10 protein-coding genes and 1 pseudogene are annotated in these 17,325 nt (G+C 69.9%); 6 read left to right on the forward strand and 5 right to left on the reverse strand.

The window, feature by feature from the left end; translation table 11 throughout:
- Positions 1-6: 6 nt before the first annotated feature.
- Entirely contained in the window at positions 7-1,575 is a 1,569-nt protein-coding gene (locus tag QF030_RS10415) for a site-2 protease family protein (protein ID WP_307162365.1), read from the reverse strand.
- A 185-nt stretch (positions 1,576-1,760) separates the two neighbouring features.
- Here QF030_RS10415 and QF030_RS10420 point away from each other — a divergent pair, with 185 nt between their 5' ends.
- Entirely contained in the window at positions 1,761-2,834 is a 1,074-nt protein-coding gene (locus tag QF030_RS10420) for a RecB family exonuclease (RefSeq protein ID WP_307162366.1), read from the forward strand.
- 14 nt (positions 2,835-2,848) lie between these two features.
- The gene (locus QF030_RS10425) at positions 2,849-3,520 is read left to right on the forward strand and encodes a response regulator (RefSeq protein ID WP_020128315.1); all 672 of its coding nucleotides are present in this window, start codon (positions 2,849-2,851) and stop codon (positions 3,518-3,520) included.
- A gap of 75 nt (positions 3,521-3,595) precedes the next feature.
- Here the strand turns inward: QF030_RS10425 and QF030_RS10430 are convergent, their stop codons facing one another.
- The 4 genes and pseudogenes from QF030_RS10430 to metH form a co-directional block, all read right to left on the reverse strand.
- A complete protein-coding gene (locus QF030_RS10430) occupies positions 3,596-5,179 on the reverse strand; it encodes an ABC transporter substrate-binding protein (RefSeq protein WP_307162367.1) in 1,584 nt (527 codons plus the stop codon).
- Between the two features lie 66 nt (positions 5,180-5,245).
- Positions 5,246-6,854: pseudogene (locus QF030_RS10435) on the reverse strand (ABC transporter substrate-binding protein).
- A 479-nt stretch (positions 6,855-7,333) separates the two neighbouring features.
- Positions 7,334-8,032, reverse strand: a complete 699-nt coding sequence (locus tag QF030_RS10440) for an HAD family hydrolase (protein WP_307162368.1) — start codon at positions 8,030-8,032, stop codon at positions 7,334-7,336.
- A 113-nt stretch (positions 8,033-8,145) separates the two neighbouring features.
- Complete coding sequence (metH, locus tag QF030_RS10445) at positions 8,146-11,664, reverse strand: methionine synthase (RefSeq protein ID WP_307162369.1); 3,519 nt, start codon at positions 11,662-11,664, stop codon at positions 8,146-8,148.
- A gap of 362 nt (positions 11,665-12,026) precedes the next feature.
- Between metH and QF030_RS10450 the strand changes: the two genes are divergently transcribed.
- The 4 genes from QF030_RS10450 to QF030_RS10465 all read left to right on the forward strand — a co-directional run bounded on the left by QF030_RS10450 (position 12,027) and on the right by QF030_RS10465 (position 17,212).
- Positions 12,027-12,791 carry an IclR family transcriptional regulator gene (locus tag QF030_RS10450; RefSeq protein WP_020128310.1) on the forward strand — a complete coding sequence of 255 codons (765 nt, stop codon included), beginning with the start codon at positions 12,027-12,029 and terminating at the stop codon, positions 12,789-12,791.
- A 387-nt stretch (positions 12,792-13,178) separates the two neighbouring features.
- Complete coding sequence (locus QF030_RS10455; RefSeq protein ID WP_307162370.1) at positions 13,179-13,973, forward strand: MIP/aquaporin family protein; 795 nt, start codon at positions 13,179-13,181, stop codon at positions 13,971-13,973.
- 74 nt (positions 13,974-14,047) lie between these two features.
- Positions 14,048-15,586, forward strand: coding sequence for a glycerol kinase GlpK (glpK, locus tag QF030_RS10460; RefSeq protein ID WP_307162371.1), 1,539 nt, complete (start codon positions 14,048-14,050; stop codon positions 15,584-15,586).
- Positions 15,587-15,595: 9 nt separating this feature from the next.
- Positions 15,596-17,212 carry a glycerol-3-phosphate dehydrogenase/oxidase gene (locus QF030_RS10465; protein WP_307162372.1) on the forward strand — a complete coding sequence of 539 codons (1,617 nt, stop codon included), beginning with the start codon at positions 15,596-15,598 and terminating at the stop codon, positions 17,210-17,212.
- Positions 17,213-17,325 lie beyond the last annotated feature (113 nt).

Below are 17,325 nucleotides of genomic sequence, written 5' to 3' on the forward strand. Positions count from 1 at the left end.
GCCCGGCTAGGACGGTCTGGCCATGGCCTTGACGAAGGCGCGCTCGACGTCGGCGGCGGACAGGACACCGAAGATCTCGCCGCTCTCCTCGACCACGAGGTACTCGGTGGCGGGGGTGGCGCGCAGGACGTCGAGGAGGTCCTCGCCGGCCAGCTCGGCGGAGACCCGCATGCCGTCGGTGAGGTCCTGGGCGAGGCCGCTGACGGCGACCCAGGGGCGGCGGTGTTCGGGTACCCCGACGATGGCGGCCTCGCGGACGAGGGAGAGCGGTTCGCCGTGGGCGTCGACGACGACGAGTGCGCGGGCGCCGGCGTCGTTGGCGCGGCGCAGTGCCTCGGAGAGGGGGGTGTGGGTCTCGACGGGGACGGCGCGCCGGGTGAGGGTGCGGGCGCGCAGCTCGGGCAGGTGTTCGCGCAGCCGGGCCATGCGCAGGCTGTTGCCGGCGCCGGTCCAGATGATCGCGGCGAGGATGGCCGCGAGGAGGGCGTCGGTGACGGTGTCCATGCCGACGCTGTCCTCGGCGCTGGAGCCGAGGGCGCCGGACTGGGTGAGCAGGGGCAGGCCGATGAGGACGGAGACGGCGAGGGCGCGGCCGACCCAGGCGGCGGCGATGGTGCCGTTCATGGGCTTGCCGGTGAGCTTCCAGACGACGGCGCGGAGCATGCGGCCGCCGTCGAGGGGGAGGCCGGGAAGCAGGTTGAAGATCGCCACGATCAGGTTGGAGATCATCAGACCGGCGAGCAGCACGCCCGGGACGGTACCGGGTTCCACGGGCTGCATGGCGAGGTAGAAGAGGCCGGCGAGGACGAGGGACAGCAGCGGGCCGACGAAGGCGAGCCAGAACTCCCGGCCGGGTGTCTCGGCCTCCTTCTCGATCTCGGAGACGCCGCCGAAGAACTGGAGCTGGATGCGGCGGACCGGGAGCTTGAAGCGGAGGGCGGCGATGGTGTGGGCGAGTTCGTGGATGAGCACGGAGGCGTAGAAGGCGACCGCGAAGAAGAGGGAGACGAGGTAGCGCAGCGCGCCGAGTTCGGGGAGCACGCGGTCGAGCTGGTTGCCGAAGACCCAGGTGATGAGGGCGGCGACGAGGAACCAGCTGGGCGCGACGTAGACGGGGACGCCGAAGGGGCGGCCCATGAGGAGGCCGCCGCGCGGCTGCTCCGGGGGACGCTGCGGCGGGGGGCCCTTGGGGAGGATCAGGGCGGGGGCAGGGGGCGCCGGCCGGCCGGCTTCGGTTTCGGCCCCCGCCTCGGTGGCGGTCCCGCTCCTGCCGTCCTCCTGCGCACCGGGCGCGCGGTGGTCGTCACCGGGCGCCGAGGACCCCTGCGGAGCGTCCCCGCCGTCGGCGGGCGCGTCTTCGGCGGGCGGTACGGGTTCGGCGCGCGGGGCTTCGCCCGGCGCCGGCGCCTCGGGCGGGTTCGGCGCGGGTTCCCCGTCGGGCGTGGCCGGGCCCGGGGTGGTGCCGGGGTCCGGGGTCTGCGCGAGGTCGGTGGCCGAAGACGCAGGTGTCACGGGGTGCTCGGCCGACTGTTCGCTGTCCGGCCGCGGCCGCCCGGTCCCGCCGCTTTCCACCACGGTGTCCCCTCGTCGAAGCGTCTCCCGCTCGTACAGGGCGGGAGGGTCTCGGACCGATGGTATGCGGCGGTCGTGACGTGTACCGCCCCGGCACCCCCGTGTTTCCCCGGTCGTGGCCGGTCTCCGGGACGAGCCGGATGGGCGAGGCGGGTGGCTGTCGGTGCCGGGCCGTAAGGTCTGGGGTCATGGAGAGCAGCAGCGAGGACGTCGCCCGGGTGGGCGACGGCGGTGTCGTGGACGATCCGGCGCACCCGGAGGCGGGCACCCCGGCGCAGGTCGCCCGGGAAGCGGTCGTCGCGGAGACGGTGGTCGCCGAAGCCGTCGCGGAAGCGGTGGTCGCGGAGACGGTGGTCGCGGAAGCGGCCGTCCCTGCCGCGGTGCCGACGGCCGTCGCCGCCATAGCGCCCGCCTCGCTCTCCCCCTCGCGGGCCGGTGACTTCATGCAGTGCCCGCTGCTGTACCGGTTCCGGGTGATCGACCGGCTGCCGGAGAAGCCCAGTCCGGCGGCCACGAAGGGCACGCTGGTGCATGCCGTCCTCGAGCGGCTGTTCGACGCACCGGCGGCCGAGCGGACCGCGCCGCGGGCCAAGTCGCTGATCCCGGGCCAGTGGGACCGGCTGCGGGAGACGCGGCCGGAGGTGGTGGAGCTGTTCGCCGACGATCCGGAGGGCGAGCGGCTGGCCGGCTGGCTGGTGGAGGCGGAGCGGCTGGTCGAGCGCTGGTTCACGCTGGAGGATCCGACGCGGCTTGAGCCCGCCGAACGGGAGCTGTTCGTCGAGGCGGAGCTGGACTCGGGGCTGCGGCTGCGCGGGATCATCGACCGGGTCGACGTCGCGCCCACCGGCGAGGTGCGGATCGTCGACTACAAGACGGGCAAGGCGCCCCGGCCGGAGTACGCCGAGGGCGCGCTGTTCCAGATGAAGTTCTACGCCCTGGTGGTGTGGCGGCTGAAGAACGTGGTCCCCCGGCGCCTTCAGCTGGTGTACCTGGGCAGTGGTGACGTGCTCACGTACGACCCGGTCGTGGCCGATCTGGAGCGGGTGGAGCGCAAGTTGCTCGCCCTGTGGGAAGCCATCCGGCTGGCGACGGAGACGGGTGAGTGGCGGCCCCGGCCGACCAAGCTGTGCGGCTGGTGCGACCACCAGGCGCACTGCCCGGAGTTCGGCGGCACTCCCCCGCCGTACCCGCTTCCCGTGACGCCGCCGGTGAGGGCGGCGGAATCCGCGGGCGGGGCTCAGGGCAGAATGGGGCCGGGCTAAAGAAGGAGACATACGTGGCCATCCGCGTCCTACTGGTCGATGACCAGCCGCTGCTGCGTACCGGCTTCCGGATGATCCTGGAGGCCGAGCAGGATCTCGCGGTCGTCGGCGAGGCCGGAGACGGCCTCCAGGCTCTCGACCAGGTGCGGGCGTTGCAGCCCGATGTGGTGCTGATGGACATCCGCATGCCGCGGATGGACGGGGTGGAGGCGACCCGGCAGATCACCGGGCCGGGGCGGGACGGGCCGGCGAAGGTGCTGGTGCTGACCACCTTCGACCTCGACGAGTACGTGGTGGAGGCGCTGCGGGCCGGGGCGAGCGGGTTCCTGCTGAAGGACGCGCCCGCCAATGAACTGGTCCAGGCGATCCGGGTGGTGGCCTCGGGCGAGGCCATGCTGGCGCCGAGCATCACGCGTCGGCTGCTCGACAAGTACGCCACGCATCTGCCCTCCGGCGACGAGCCGGTGCCGGACACGCTGCACACGCTGACCGACCGTGAGGTGGAGGTGCTGAAGCTGGTGGCGCGCGGGCTGTCGAACGCCGAGATCGCCGCCGACCTCTTCGTCAGCGAGACCACCGTGAAGACGCACGTGGGCCATGTGCTGAACAAGCTCGGGTTGCGCGACCGGGTGCAGGCCGCGGTGTACGCGTACGAGAGCGGACTGGTGCGTCCCGGCGCGCAGTAGCGCCGTACGGAACGGGAAAGAAACGGAAGGCGCCCTCTGGTCGGGGGGCGCCTTCCGTGCGTGGCTGTCGGGTCGTCAGCTCTTGCTGAGTTCCCAGAAACGGAACACCGTCGAGGCGTCCAGGCAACTCTCCAGGCCGTAGACGTTCTCGCCGACGACCGCGTACTGCTTGGCCTGCCAGAGGGGCAGCACGGGCACCTGCTCGGCGACGATGTCCTGGAGCTCGGCGTAGTCCGCGTCGGTGGCGGTGCGGTCCCTCTGCGCGGCGGTGCGCGGGATGAGCGTGCCGGTGATGGCGGTGTCGGCGTAGTTGTTGCTCAGCACGTTGCCCTTGCCGAAGAAGGGCGCGGTGAAGTTGTCGGCGTCCGGGTAGTCGGGCACCCAGCCCTTGACGTAGACGCCGTACCTGCCGGCGGCGATGTCCTTCTCGTACCGGCCGTAGGCGACGGACCTGACGTCGGCGTCGAACAGGCGGCTGGCGTTGAGCTGCGCGGCGATGGCCTTCAGTTCCTGGTCGGTGGCCGGGCCGTAGCGGCTCGGGGTGGACCAGAGGGTGAGTTTCACCTTGTCGGTGATGCCCTCGTCGGCGAGCGCGGCGGCGGCCGCGGCCCGGGAGGGGCGGGCGCCGTAACGGTCGAAGAACGCGGTGTTGTGACCCGCGATGCCGGCCGGGACGATCGAGTAGAGGGGGTCGGCGGTGCCCTCGTACACGTCCTTGATCAGGGCTTCGCGGTCGATGAGATGGGCGATGGCCCGGCGGACGCCGAGTTTTCCGGCGACCGGGTCGTCCATGTTGAAGACGAGGTGCTGGACCTCGGCGCTGCTGCCCTCGACGACCTCGGCGCCCCCGTCGGCGGTGCTCTGCTGGATGTCGGAGACGTCGGCGGCGGTGAGGCCCCGGTAGGCGATGTCGATCTCGTTCGCGAGCAGGGCCTGCTTGAGGGCCTTCTGGTCGCCACCGAAGAACTTCAGGGTGACGCCGGTGTTCTGGGCTTCGCCGGCGCTGCCCCGGTAGTGGTCGTTGACGGAGAAGACGGCCTGGTCGTCCCCGAAGGAGTCCAGCTTGTAGGGGCCGGAGCCGACGGCGGCGCCGTCCTCGCGCAGGCCGTCGGCGTCGTACTCCGCGTGGTCGACGATCGAGCCGGCGCCGGAGGCGATCTTGCTGGGGAACGTGGCGTCGGGGACCTTCAGCCGGAAGACGACCGTCTCGGCGTCGGGCGTCTCGACCTTGTCGAGCATGGGGAACATGATGGCCGGGCCGGCGGCGTCGTCGATCTTCAGCATGCGGTCGAAGGAGAACTTGACGTCCTCGGAGGTGAGCGCGTCGCCGTTGCTGAACTTCAGGCCGTCCTTCAGCGTGCACGTGTAGACCTGGGTCCGCGTGTCGGTGAAGGAGCACTCCCGGGCCGCGTCCGGCTCGGGTTCCGTGCCGCCCTTGGGGAAGCTCAGCAGCGACTGGAAGACGTTGTTGAACAACAGCCAGGAGCCCGGGTCGTAGCCGGAGGCGGGGTCCGTGGCGAGCACGTCGTCGGACATCCCCAGCACCACGGAGGAGGCGTCACCGCCGGAGCCCCCGCTCTGGGTGCCGCAGCCGGTCAACAGGCCGGAGGCCAGTCCCGCCACGATCGGCAGGACTGGCCACTGGTTACGCAGGTTCACAAAATGCCTTGTCGTCGGTTCTCTGCACACCGGGGCCGCCGTCCCGGGCCCCGGAAGGGGGGTGCGTCAGTTGCTCACACCGTGGCCGAGCTCCCACAGCTGAAGGGTCGCGGAGGAGTTCAGCACGTAGGCCGTGCCGGTGACGTCGTTGTTCGCGGCCACGTACTGCTTGCCCTGCCACAGCGGCAGAACCGGAACGTCCCTCGCGACGATGTCCTGGATCTCCGTCAGGCTCTTCGCGGCGCTGAGGCGGTCGGCCTCGCGGCGGGAGGCCGGGATCAGGTCGTCGATGATGTCCGTGTTCGAGTACGGGGACTTGAGGAAGTTGTCCTTGTCGAGGAACGGGGCGACGAAGTTGTCGGCGTCGGGGAAGTCGGGGAACCAGCCCATGCCGTAGACGGCGTACTCGCCCTTGCGCTCGGCGGGGACGAACGCGTCCCAGGCGGTGCCCTTGATGGTGACGTCGAACAGGCCGCTGTCGTTGAGCTGCTTCTGCAGCACCTCGAACTCCTGCTTGGTGGCCGGGCCGTAGTGGTCGGTCGTGTAGTTCAGCGTCAGCTTCACCGGGGCGTCGACGTCCGCGTCGGCCAGCAGGGACTTGGCCTTCGCGACGCTCGGGTCGCCGTAGGTGTTGAAGAACGAGTTGGAGTGGCCCGTGAGGGTGGCCGGGACCAGCGAGTAGAGGGGCTCGGCCTGGGAGCCGTACACCTCGGAGACGAGCTCGCTGCGGTTGATGATCTGGGCCATCGCCTGCCGCACGGCCTTGGCCTTGACCGCCGGGTCGGTGGTGTCGAAGGCCAGGTAGCGGATCTCGAGGCCGTTCAGCTCGACGAGGTCGATGTCCCCGGTCGCGGAGGCCTCGGAGAGCTTCTGGATCTGCTCCGGCGACATGGTGCGGGTCATCAGGTCGATGTCGCCCTTTTCGAGGGCGGTTCCCATGTCGTCGGCGTTCTCGTAGGACACCATGTCGACCTGGTCGTTGTTCACACTGAGCGTCCCCTTGTAGTTGGGGTTCTTGGTGAACACGGCCTTGGTCATCTCGTCGCCGTCGGTCTCGGCCTTGAGGGTGTAGGGGCCCGAGCCGTCGATCGAGAAGCCGTCGCGCAGCTTGTCCTTCTCGTAGTCGTCGGGGTTGACGATGCCGGCGACCGGAGTCGACAACTTGAAGGGGAAAGTGGCGTCAGCGGTCTTGAGATGGAAGATGACTTCGTTGTCACCCTGCGTCTCGATGGTGTCGATCGTCGAGAGCAGGGCGAACACGCCGGAGTCGGCCTTGATGGTGCGGGCGCGCTCGATGGAGAACTTGACGTCCTCGGCGGTGACCGCGTCGCCGTTCGCGAACTTGAGGCCGCTGCGCAGCTTGCAGGCGTACCGCTCGTTGCCGGTGTCGGTGAAGCCGCAGCTCTGGGCCGCCTCCGGAACGGGTTCGCCCTCGCCCTTGGGCTGGATCATCAGGGTCTGCACGGTCTGGCGCAGGATGTTCCAGGTGCCGACGTCGTAGGAGTACGCCGGGTCGAGCGGCGCCGGGCGCGTCCTTGGTGACGGAGAACCGGTCGGTGGTGCCCATGACGATGGCGTCCCCACTGCCGCTACCGCCGTCGGACCCGCCGCAGGCGGCGAGTACAGGCGCGAGCAGACTGACCACGGCCGGCAGCACCAAAGTCTTGCGGTTCATGCTCGAGTTTCTCCAGAGCTGTCGAGTCCGTGTACCCGGCATGCAGGGGTGTCGCGGCGGATCACGGGGTTAGGGCGAGGTTCTCGCGACGAGATTAGTCCGCGCGGGCACGAGGGTTCACAATCACCGGAGTTGAAACTCCATCACGCTGCGAAACCGGCTGTGGACGCACTGAACAACCATCAGCGGAAGGATTCGTACAGCCGCCCATCAATCGGGACACAAAGGCGCGCCGTAGCCCTCTCCGCCAGGGCGCGATGCACACGGAGAGTCAGCTGTCGACCCTCGGACGGGTGGGGAACGTCACACGCCGTACAGGGTTCGGGTGGGGGCGGAATTCGGCCGCCGCGGTGAGCCTGCCGAAGATCGGAATTCGACCGCGCGCACACCCGCCGAATTCCTTGTTATCGGCGGTGCACGCTGGGTGAACGCCTATCGCATTTCCGTCATCGGCCGCTCACCAATGATCGCGGCCCCGATCATCGGAGCGGCATGAGGTCGCGCAGGAATGCCAGGTCGACCTGCTCGAGCGAGGGGACGACGGTGCGTCCGCGGGACGGCGCGATCGGCGCCACGGAGGGCACCGCGACCACGTGACAGCCTGCCGCCTCGGCCGAGGCCACCCCGGTCGCGGTGTCCTCGATGACGGCGCACCGGGCGGGGTCCACGCCGAGCCCGGCGGCCGCGAACAGGTACGGGTCGGGGTACGGCTTGGTCCGCGGGACCTCGTCGCCGGCCACGCTCAGCCGGAAGTTCTCGGCGCCCAGCGAGGCGATGACGCGGTCGATGATGCGCCGGTGGGAGGCGGAGACGAGGGCCGTGGGGACCTCGTGTTCGGCGAGCTCGGCGAGGAGCCGGGCGGCTCCCGGCATCAGGGGCAGAGCGCGGGCGATGCGGTCCTCGAACCCCTCGTTGAGCAGGACGGTGAGTGCGGCGAGGTCGATGTCGGCCCCGGTCGCCTCGATGAGGAACCCGGCGCTGCGGCTCATCGGGCCGCCGACCACGACATGGCGCCATGAGTCGTCGAGGGGGTGGCCCAGGCCGGCGAAGATCTCGACCTCGACGTCCCACCAGAAACCCTCGGTGTCCACCAGGGTGCCGTCCATGTCGAGCAGCACGGCCTGCAGGGCGGAGCCCTCGGCCGTGCGGGTTACTGGCGCGGGAACCGTACTGGTCATCCACATACCTCCTTGAGGGACGAGCAGGCCGGTTCCCGCTGTGGGGAACCGGCCTTCGGTGGACCGACCAGTGTACGACTTATCCGATCAGTGTGCTCAGTGGCACGCTCGCGTCACCGTGCGTTGAAGTACTTCGCCTCGGGATGGTGGATCACGATGGCGTCCGTGGACTGCTCCGGGTGGAGCTGGAACTCCTCCGACAGATGGACGCCGATCCGCTCGGGCCGGAGCATTTCCGCGATCTTGGCGCGGTCCTCCAGGCCGGGGCAGGCGCCGTAGCCGAGGGAGAAGCGGGCGCCGCGGTACTTCAGAGCGAACATGTCCTCGACGTCGGCCGGGTCCTCGCCGGCGAAGCCGAGTTCGGCGCGCACGCGTGCGTGCCAGTACTCGGCGAGGGCCTCGGCCAATTGCACGGACAGGCCGTGCAGTTCGAGGTAGTCGCGGTAGGAGTTCGACTCGAAGAGCCTCGCGGTCTCCTCACCGATGCGGGAGCCGACGGTGACGACCTGGAAGCCGACGACGTCCGTCTCCCCCGACTCCTCCGGACGGAAGAAGTCGGCCAGGCACAGGCGGCGGCCGCGGCGCTGGCGCGGGAAGGTGAAGCGGGTGCGCTCGTTGCCCTGCTCGTCCAGGATGATCAGGTCGTCGTCCTTGGACACACAGGGGAAGTAGCCGTAGACGACGGCAGCCTCGAGGAGGTTGTCGGTCTGGAGCTTGTCCAGCAGGCCGCGCAGCCGGGGCCGGCCCTCGGTCTCGACGAGTTCCTCGTAGGTCGGGCCGTCGCCGGTGCGAGCCTGCTTCAGGCCCCACTGGCCCTTGAACAGGGCGCCTTCGTCGAGCCAGGAGGCGTACTCCTTGAGCTGGATGCCCTTGATGACGCGGGTGCCCTCGAACGGCGGCTTCGGGACGGGATTGTCGGTGGCGACGTCGGAACGGACGTGGCCCTCCTCCGGACGTTCCTCGGCCTCGACGGCGGCGGCGCTCGGTCGGACCCGGCGCTGCTTCAGCTCCGGCAGCTCGACCCCGGGAACCCCGCGCTTGACGCCGATCAGGGCGTCCATCAGGCGCAGGCCCTCGAAGGCGTCGCGGGCGTAGCGGACCTCGCCCTGGTAGATCTCGTGCAGGTCCTGCTCGACGTAGGCGCGGGTGAGGGCGGCGCCGCCGAGGATGACGGGGTAGTCGGCGGCCATCTTGCGCTGGTTGAGCTCCTCCAGGTTCTCCTTCATGATCACCGTGGATTTGACCAGCAGGCCGGACATGCCGATGACGTCGGCGCGGTGCTCCTGCGCGGCTTCCAGGATCGCGGAGACGGGCTGTTTGATGCCGAGGTTGACGACGGTGTAGCCGTTGTTGGACAGGATGATGTCGACGAGGTTCTTGCCGATGTCGTGGACGTCGCCGCGCACGGTCGCCAGCACGATGGTGCCCTTGCCCTCGTCGTCGGTCTTCTCCATGTGCGGCTCGAGATGAGCCACCGCGGTCTTCATCACCTCGGCGGACTGCAGCACGAACGGCAGCTGCATCTGCCCGGAACCGAACAGCTCACCGACCACCTTCATGCCGTCCAGGAGCGTCTCGTTGACGATGTCCAGAGCGGGCCGGCTCCGCAGGGCCTCGTCGAGATCGGCCTCCAGGCCGTTCTTCTCACCGTCGATGATCCGGCGCTTGAGGCGCTCGTCCAGCGGCAGCGCGGCCAGTTCCCCGGCCCTGCCCGCCTTCAGCGACTTGGTGGTGGCCCCCTCGAACAGCGCCATCAGCTTCTGCAGCGGGTCGTAGCCCTCGGCACGGCGGTCGTAGATCAGATCGAGGGCGGTGGCCACCTCCTCCTCACTGAACCGGGCGATGGGCAGAATCTTCGACGCGTGCACGATCGCCGAGTCCAGACCCGCCTTCACGCACTCGTCGAGGAAGACCGAGTTCAGCAGCACCCGCGCGGCCGGGTTCAGACCGAAGGAGATGTTCGACAGACCCAGCGTCGTCTGCACGTCGGGGCGGCGGCGCTTGAGTTCACGGATCGCCTCGATCGTGGCGACACCGTCGCCCCGCGACTCCTCCTGACCGGTGCAGATGGTGAAGGTCAGGGTGTCGATGAGGATGTCGCACTCCTGGATGCCCCAGTTGCCGGTCAGATCCTCGATGAGCCGCTCGGCGATGGCCACCTTCGTCTCGACCGTGCGGGCCTGGCCCTCCTCGTCGATGGTCAGCGCGATCAGCGCCGCCCCGTGCTCGCGGGCCAGCTCCGTCACCTTCACGAAGCGCGATTCGGGGCCGTCACCGTCCTCGTAGTTCACCGAGTTGATGACCGCCCGCCCGCCCAGCCGCTCCAGACCCGCCCGCAGGACGTCGATCTCCGTGGAGTCCAGCACGATCGGCAGCGTCGACGCGGTCGCGAAACGCCCCGCCAGCTCGTCCATGTCCGCGACACCGTCACGGCCCACGTAGTCCACGCACAGGTCGAGCATGTGCGCGCCCTCACGGATCTGCTCGCGGGCCATCTCCACACAGTCGTCCCAGCGGCCCTCCAGCATCGCCTCACGGAACTTCCTCGAACCGTTGGCGTTCGTCCGCTCACCGATCGCCAGGTACGCGGTGTCCTGACGGAACGACACCGTCTGGTAGAGCGAGGCGGCGCCGGGCTCGGGCCGGGGGTGCCGTTCGGCGGGCGAGGCCCCCTGGACCCGCTCCACGAGCTGCCGAAGGTGTTCGGGCGTCGTACCGCAGCAGCCGCCGACCAGGTTCAGCCCGTAGTCGCGTACGAAGGTGTCCTGGGCGTCGGCCAGGCCTTCGGCGTCGAGCGGGAAGTGCGCGCCGTCCTTGGTCAGGATCGGCAGACCGGCGTTGGGCATGCACAGCAGCGGGGTGCGGGAGTGGCGGGCCAGGTAGCGCAGGTGCTCGCTCATCTCGGCGGGGCCCGTCGAGCAGTTCAGGCCGATCATGTCGATGCCGAGGGGTTCCAGCGCGGTCAGCGCGGCGCCGATCTCCGAGCCGAGCAGCATGGTGCCGGTCGTCTCGAACGCCATCGAGACCAGCAGCGGCACCTCGACGCCGGTCGCCTCCATGGCGCGCCGGGCACCGAGGACGGAGGACTTCGTCTGGAGCAGGTCCTGCGTGGTCTCCACGATCAGGGCGTCCGCGCCACCGGCCAGGAGGCCCTCCGCGTTGGCCTGGAAGCCGTCGCGCAGGGTGCCGTAGGCGATGTGGCCGAGGGTGGGCAGCTTGGTGCCGGGGCCGATCGAGCCCAGCACCCAGCGGGTGCGGCCGTCGCGTGCGGCGAAGGCGTCGGCGGTCTCACGGGCGATACGGGCGCCCGCCTCGGACAGCTCGAACACGCGCTCGGAGATGTCGTACTCGGCCATGGCCGAGTGGTTTGCGCCGAACGTGTTGGTCTCCACGCAGTCCACGCCCGCGTCGAAGTACTCCTCGTGCACGGAGCGGACGATGTCCGGCCGGGTGACGTTGAGGATCTCGTTGCAGCCCTCGAGCTGCTCGAAGTCCTCGAGGGTGGGCTCCTGGGCCTGGAGCATGGTGCCCATGGCTCCGTCGGCCACCACCACACGGGTGGCCAGGGCCTCTCGGAGCGCGGACACACGGGTCCGGCTGTCGGCGGAAGGGGTCGGCGGCACAGAGGCCATGAAAGGGCTCCCTCAGATGCGACGGCTGTCGGCTTTGCGTCACCTCAGGATGCGGGCAGAAAGGCTTCCCGGGACGAGCGCACGCCGTCAGGGTAGCCGGGACGGAGGCCTTATGGTCAGGGGCGTCCACGGGACGGACGGGTGTGGCGGCCTTTCACCGGGCCTTCACGAGCCGCTCCGGAGCCGGGCACGACCGGAGCACGAGCGTGCGACGGACGCGTCACGTCATGGAGCCGAGTGGCGTAACGCGTATGGACCGAACATTAGCGAGAGGTCGACATGGACCGGTAGTGTTCGACATTGCCGAACGACGGCAGAAGATGCCGTGCGTGGACGGTCCAGGGGACGGAGGCAGGACGGGGATGGCACGGAACATCCAGTCGGTCGAACGTGCGGCCGCGATGCTGCGGCTGCTCGCCGGCGGCGAGCGGCGCCTGGGCCTGTCGGACATCGCTTCGTCCACAGGCCTCGCCAAGGCCACCGCCCACGGGATCCTGCGCACCCTCCAGCAGGAGGGCTTCGTCGAGCAGGACGACGCCTCCGGGCGATATCAGCTCGGCGCGGAACTGCTGCGCCTGGGCACCACCTACCTGGACGTGCACGAGCTGCGCGCGCGTGCCCTGGTCTGGACGGACGACCTGGCCCGGTCCAGCGGCGAGAGCGTCCACCTGGGGGTGCTGCACCAGCAGGGCGTGCTGATCGTGCACCACGTCTTCCGGCCCGACGACAGCCGGCAGGTGCTGGAGATCGGGGCCATGCAGCCGCTGCACTCCACAGCCCTGGGCAAGGTGCTGTCGGCCTACGACCCGGTCGCGCACAGCGAGGTCCTCGAGGCCGAGCGCAAGCCGTTCACGGACCGTACGGTGTGCGAGCCGGAGGCCTTCGAGCGGGTCCTCGACCTGACCCGCGCGCGCGGGTACGCGGCCGACGTCGAGGAGACCTGGGAGGGCGTCGCCTCCATCGCCGCGCCCATCCACGACCGGCGGCGCATGCCCGTGGGCGCGGTCGGCATCACCGGCGCGGTGGAGCGGCTCGGCCGGGACGGCGAAGTGCGTCCCGAGCTGATCGCCGCGGTGCGGGACTGCGCCCGCGCCGTCTCCCGCGACCTGGGCGCCGGGCGCTTCTGAGCGGCGCACCGCCGACCGGCGCCCGCCACCGCCTCCCCCGAGCACGCACGAGCAGGCCGGAACGCCCATGCCGTTCCGGCCTCCGCCGCATGCCGGAATATGACCTTGAAACGGTCAAAAAAGGACGAGAGCGTGCGCACCAGCGCGAAGATCGATATCTCACGTCGATCAATAACGATCGCGTTTTCGACAACAACACTCTTGACGCACACGTAACGCCGGAGCAAGACTCCCGTCCACCGGTCGACATTGTCGAACACCTAACGGCAATACGCGCTAGAGTGTGACAACGCCAAAGGCCGGCATCGCTCTCATCCCCGAGGGCGCTCGAACCCCCGGTGGGACCCGGGGTTCGGCTTCCCTGGACGAAGGACAAAGGAGTCGCGGGTGTCCAGCTCCGACATCTTCATCGGCGAGACCATCGGTACCGCCATACTCATCCTGCTCGGCGGTGGCGTCTGCGCCGCCGTCACGCTGAAGGCCTCCAAGGCCCGTAACGCCGGCTGGCTCGCCATCACCTTCGGGTGGGGTTTCGCCGTTCTGACGGCTGTCTACACCTCGGCGCCCCTCTCGGGCGCCCATCTCAACCCTGCGGTCACCCTCGCGCTCGCGATCAAGGACGACGACTGGAGCAACGTTCCGGTCTACTGGGGCGGGCAGCTGCTCGGCGCCGCCATCGGCGCCACCCTGGTCTGGGTCGCCTACTACGGCCAGTTCCACGCGCACCTCACCGACAAGGAGATCGTCGGCGAGCCGGCGGTGGAGGCCACGAAGGCCAAGTCGGTCGAGGCGCGGGAACAGGGCGCCGGCCCGGTCCTGGGCGTCTTCTCCACCGGTCCGGAGATCCGGGTCGTCTGGCAGAACCTCGCCACCGAGATCATCGGCACCATCGTGCTCGTCCTCGCCGTGCTCACGCAGGGTCTGAACGACAAGGGCAACGGCCTCGGCAACCTGGGCGCACTGATCACCGCGCTGGTGGTCGTCTCGATCGGTCTGTCCCTCGGCGGCCCGACCGGTTACGCGATCAACCCGGCCCGTGACCTCGGCCCGCGTATCGTGCACGCTCTCCTGCCCCTGCCCAACAAGGGCGGCTCCGACTGGAGCTACGCCTGGGTCCCCGTGGTCGGTCCGCTGATCGGCGGCGCGATCGCTGCGGGTATCTACAACGTCGCTTTTGCTTGAGAGCACCAGCCGCACCGCGTAGTCAGCAGCGCCGTACAGACAGCCCTCTCACCACGGAACCCCAGGAGCACACCGTGACCGACGCGCACACCGCCGGCCCCTTCATCGCTGCCATCGACCAGGGCACCACCTCCTCGCGCTGCATCGTCTTCGACCGGGACGGCCGTATCGTCTCCGTCGACCAGAAGGAGCACGAGCAGATCTTCCCGAAGCCGGGCTGGGTCGAGCACGACGCCAACGAGATCTGGACCAACGTCGAGGAGGTCGTCGCCTCCGCCATCGCGAAGGCCGGCATCACCCGCGACGACATCAAGGCCATCGGCATCACCAACCAGCGTGAGACCACGCTGCTGTGGGACAAGAACACCGGTCAGCCCGTCCACAACGCCATCGTCTGGCAGGACACCCGCACCGACGCCCTCTGCAAGGAGCTCGGCCGCAACGTCGGCCAGGACCGCTTCCGCCGCGAGACGGGCCTGCCGCTGGCCTCCTACTTCGCCGGCCCCAAGGCCCGCTGGCTGCTCGACAACGTCGAGGGTCTGCGTGAGCGCGCCGAGGCGGGCGACATCCTCTTCGGCACCATGGACAGCTGGGTCATCTGGAACCTGACGGGCGGTGTGAACGGCGGCCGGCACGTCACCGACGTCACCAACGCCTCCCGCACCATGCTGATGAACCTGCACACCATGGAGTGGGACGAGAAGATCGCCGAGTCCATCGGCGTCCCGCTCGCGATGCTCCCGGAGATCCGCTCCTCGGCCGAGGTCTACGGCGAGATCACCGGCGGCAAGCTGGGCGACCTGCTCGGCGGCATCCCGGTCGCCTCCGCGCTCGGCGACCAGCAGGCGGCCCTGTTCGGCCAGACCTGTTTCGCCGAGGGCGAGGCCAAGTCCACGTACGGCACCGGCACCTTCCTGCTGATGAACACCGGTGAGAAGCCGGTCAACTCCTACAACGGCCTGCTGACCACGGTCGGTTACCGCATCGGCGACCAGAAGGCGGTCTACGCCCTCGAAGGGTCGATCGCCGTCACCGGTTCGCTGGTGCAGTGGATGCGCGACCAGATGGGCCTGATCTCCACCGCCGCCGAGATCGAGACGCTCGCGCTCTCGGTCGAGGACAACGGCGGCGCCTACTTCGTGCCGGCCTTCTCCGGTCTGTTCGCCCCGTACTGGCGCTCCGACGCCCGCGGTGTGATCGCCGGCCTCACCCGGTACGTCACCAAGGCGCACCTCGCGCGCGCCGTCCTGGAGGCCACGGCCTGGCAGACCCGTGAGATCACCGACGCCATGACGAAGGACTCCGGCGTCGAGCTCGCGGCGATCAAGGTCGACGGCGGCATGACCTCCAACAACCTGCTGATGCAGACGCTCTCGGACTTCGTGGACGCCCCCGTGGTGCGCCCGATGGTCGCCGAGACCACCTGCCTCGGCGCCGCCTACGCCGCCGGTCTCGCCGTCGGCTTCTGGACGAGCACCGACGATCTGCGCGCCAACTGGCGCCGGGCCGCCGAGTGGACGCCCCGCATGGACGCGGAGACCCGCGACCGTGAGTACAAGAGCTGGCTCAAGGCCGTCGAGCGGACCATGGGCTGGCTCGAGGACGAGGAGTAAGAACCCCACATGACCAGTCAGACCACCCTGAAGTCCGTGCCTGCCCTGGGGACGCACCCGGCGTCCGGCTCGAACCCGAGCCGCGCCGAGACCCGGGAGCAGCTCTCCAAGGCGTCGTTCGACCTTCTCGTCATCGGCGGCGGCATCCTGGGCATCTCCACCGCCTGGCACGCCGCGCAGTCCGGGCTCAGGGTGGCTCTGGTCGACGCCGGCGACTTCGCCGGCGCCACCTCCTCCGCCTCCTCCAAGCTGCTCCACGGCGGTCTGCGCTACCTGCAGACCGGCGCGGTGAAGCTGGTGGCGGAGAACCACTTCGAGCGCCGTGCGGTCTCCCGTCAGGTGGCCCCCCACCTGGCGAACCCGCTCACGTTCTACCTCCCCGTGTACAAGGGCGGGCCGCACGGCGCGGCGAAGCTCGGGGCGGGCGTCTTCGCCTACTCCGCGCTGTCGGCGTTCGGTGACGGCGTCGGTCACCTGCTGTCCCCGGCCAAGGCCGCGCAGGACGTGCCCGAGCTGCGCACCGACAACCTCAAGGCCGTGGCCGTGTACGGCGACGACCAGATGAACGACGCGCGTATGGCGCTGATGACGGTCCGCGCGGCCGTCGAGGCGGGCGCCGTCGTCCTCAATCACGCCGAGGTCTCCGGGCTGCGCTTCACCAACGGCCGGGTCACCGGCGCCGAGCTGCGCGACCGGCTCTCCGGTGACGAGTTCGGCGTGAGCGCCCGGCTGGTGCTGAACGCGACCGGTCCGTGGGTCGACCACCTGCGCCGGATGGAGGACCCGAACGCGGCTCCCTCCATCCGCCTCTCCAAGGGCGCCCACCTGGTTCTCAAGCGCACCGCCCCCTGGAAGGCCGCGCTCGCGACCCCCATCGACAAGTACCGCATCACCTTCGCCCTCCCCTGGGAGGACATGCTGCTGCTCGGCACCACCGACGAGGAGTTCGAGGGCGACCCGGCGGACGTCGCGGTCACCGAGAAGGACACCGCCCAGATACTCGACGAGGCCGCGTTCTCCATCCGCGACCAGCAGCTGGACCGGGACCTGATCACCTATGCCTTCGCGGGTCTGCGGGTGCTGCCGGGCGGTCCCGGCGACACGGCGAAGGCCAAGCGCGAGACGGTGGTGACCGAGGGCAGGGGCGGCATGCTGTCCGTCGCCGGCGGCAAGTGGACGACCTTCCGGCACATCGGCCGTACGGTCATGCAGAAGCTGGAGGCGCTGCCCGGACACCCGCTGGGCGACGACTTCGAGCCGATCTCCTCGCTGCCGAAGAAGCTGCCGCTCCCCGGCGTCGCCAACCCGCGCGCGGTCGCCCACCGTCTGCTCGTCGACAACCCGGCGCCCGGCCCGCGCATGGCGGCCGACACCGCCAGGCACCTGGCCACCCACTACGGCTCGCTGGCCTTCGACATCGCGCGGCTGGCGAACGACAACCCCGAGCTGGGCCGGCGCGTCCACCCGGAGGCCCCCGAGATCTGGGCGCAGGTCGTCTACGCCCGCGACAACGAGTGGGCCGAGACGGCGGACGACGTGCTGCGCCGCCGTACGACGCTGACGATCCGCGGCCTCGCCACGGACGACGTCCGCGCCAAGGTGCAGGACCTGCTCGACAAGAAGTAGGTCCGCCGACGACCTCTCGTCGGCCCGCTCCCCTGACCCGGGCCGACGTCAGGGACGGCCCCTCCGTACCGGGGCCGGAACCGGGAAGGGGCGGCTCCACCCCTATGGAGCCG

Source organism: Streptomyces rishiriensis, assembly GCF_030815485.1.
Classification (GTDB): domain Bacteria; phylum Actinomycetota; class Actinomycetes; order Streptomycetales; family Streptomycetaceae; genus Streptomyces; species Streptomyces rishiriensis_A.

Coding starts and splice junctions, on each gene's coding strand:
- QF030_RS10420 (WP_307162366.1), top strand. CDS start 1,761: ATGGAGAGCAGCAGCGAGGACGTCGCCCGGGTGGGCGACGGCGGTGTC.
- QF030_RS10440 (WP_307162368.1), bottom strand. CDS start 8,032: ATGACCAGTACGGTTCCCGCGCCAGTAACCCGCACGGCCGAGGGCTCC.
- metH (WP_307162369.1), bottom strand. CDS start 11,664: ATGGCCTCTGTGCCGCCGACCCCTTCCGCCGACAGCCGGACCCGTGTG.
- QF030_RS10450 (WP_020128310.1), top strand. CDS start 12,027: ATGGCACGGAACATCCAGTCGGTCGAACGTGCGGCCGCGATGCTGCGG.
- QF030_RS10465 (WP_307162372.1), top strand. CDS start 15,596: ATGACCAGTCAGACCACCCTGAAGTCCGTGCCTGCCCTGGGGACGCAC.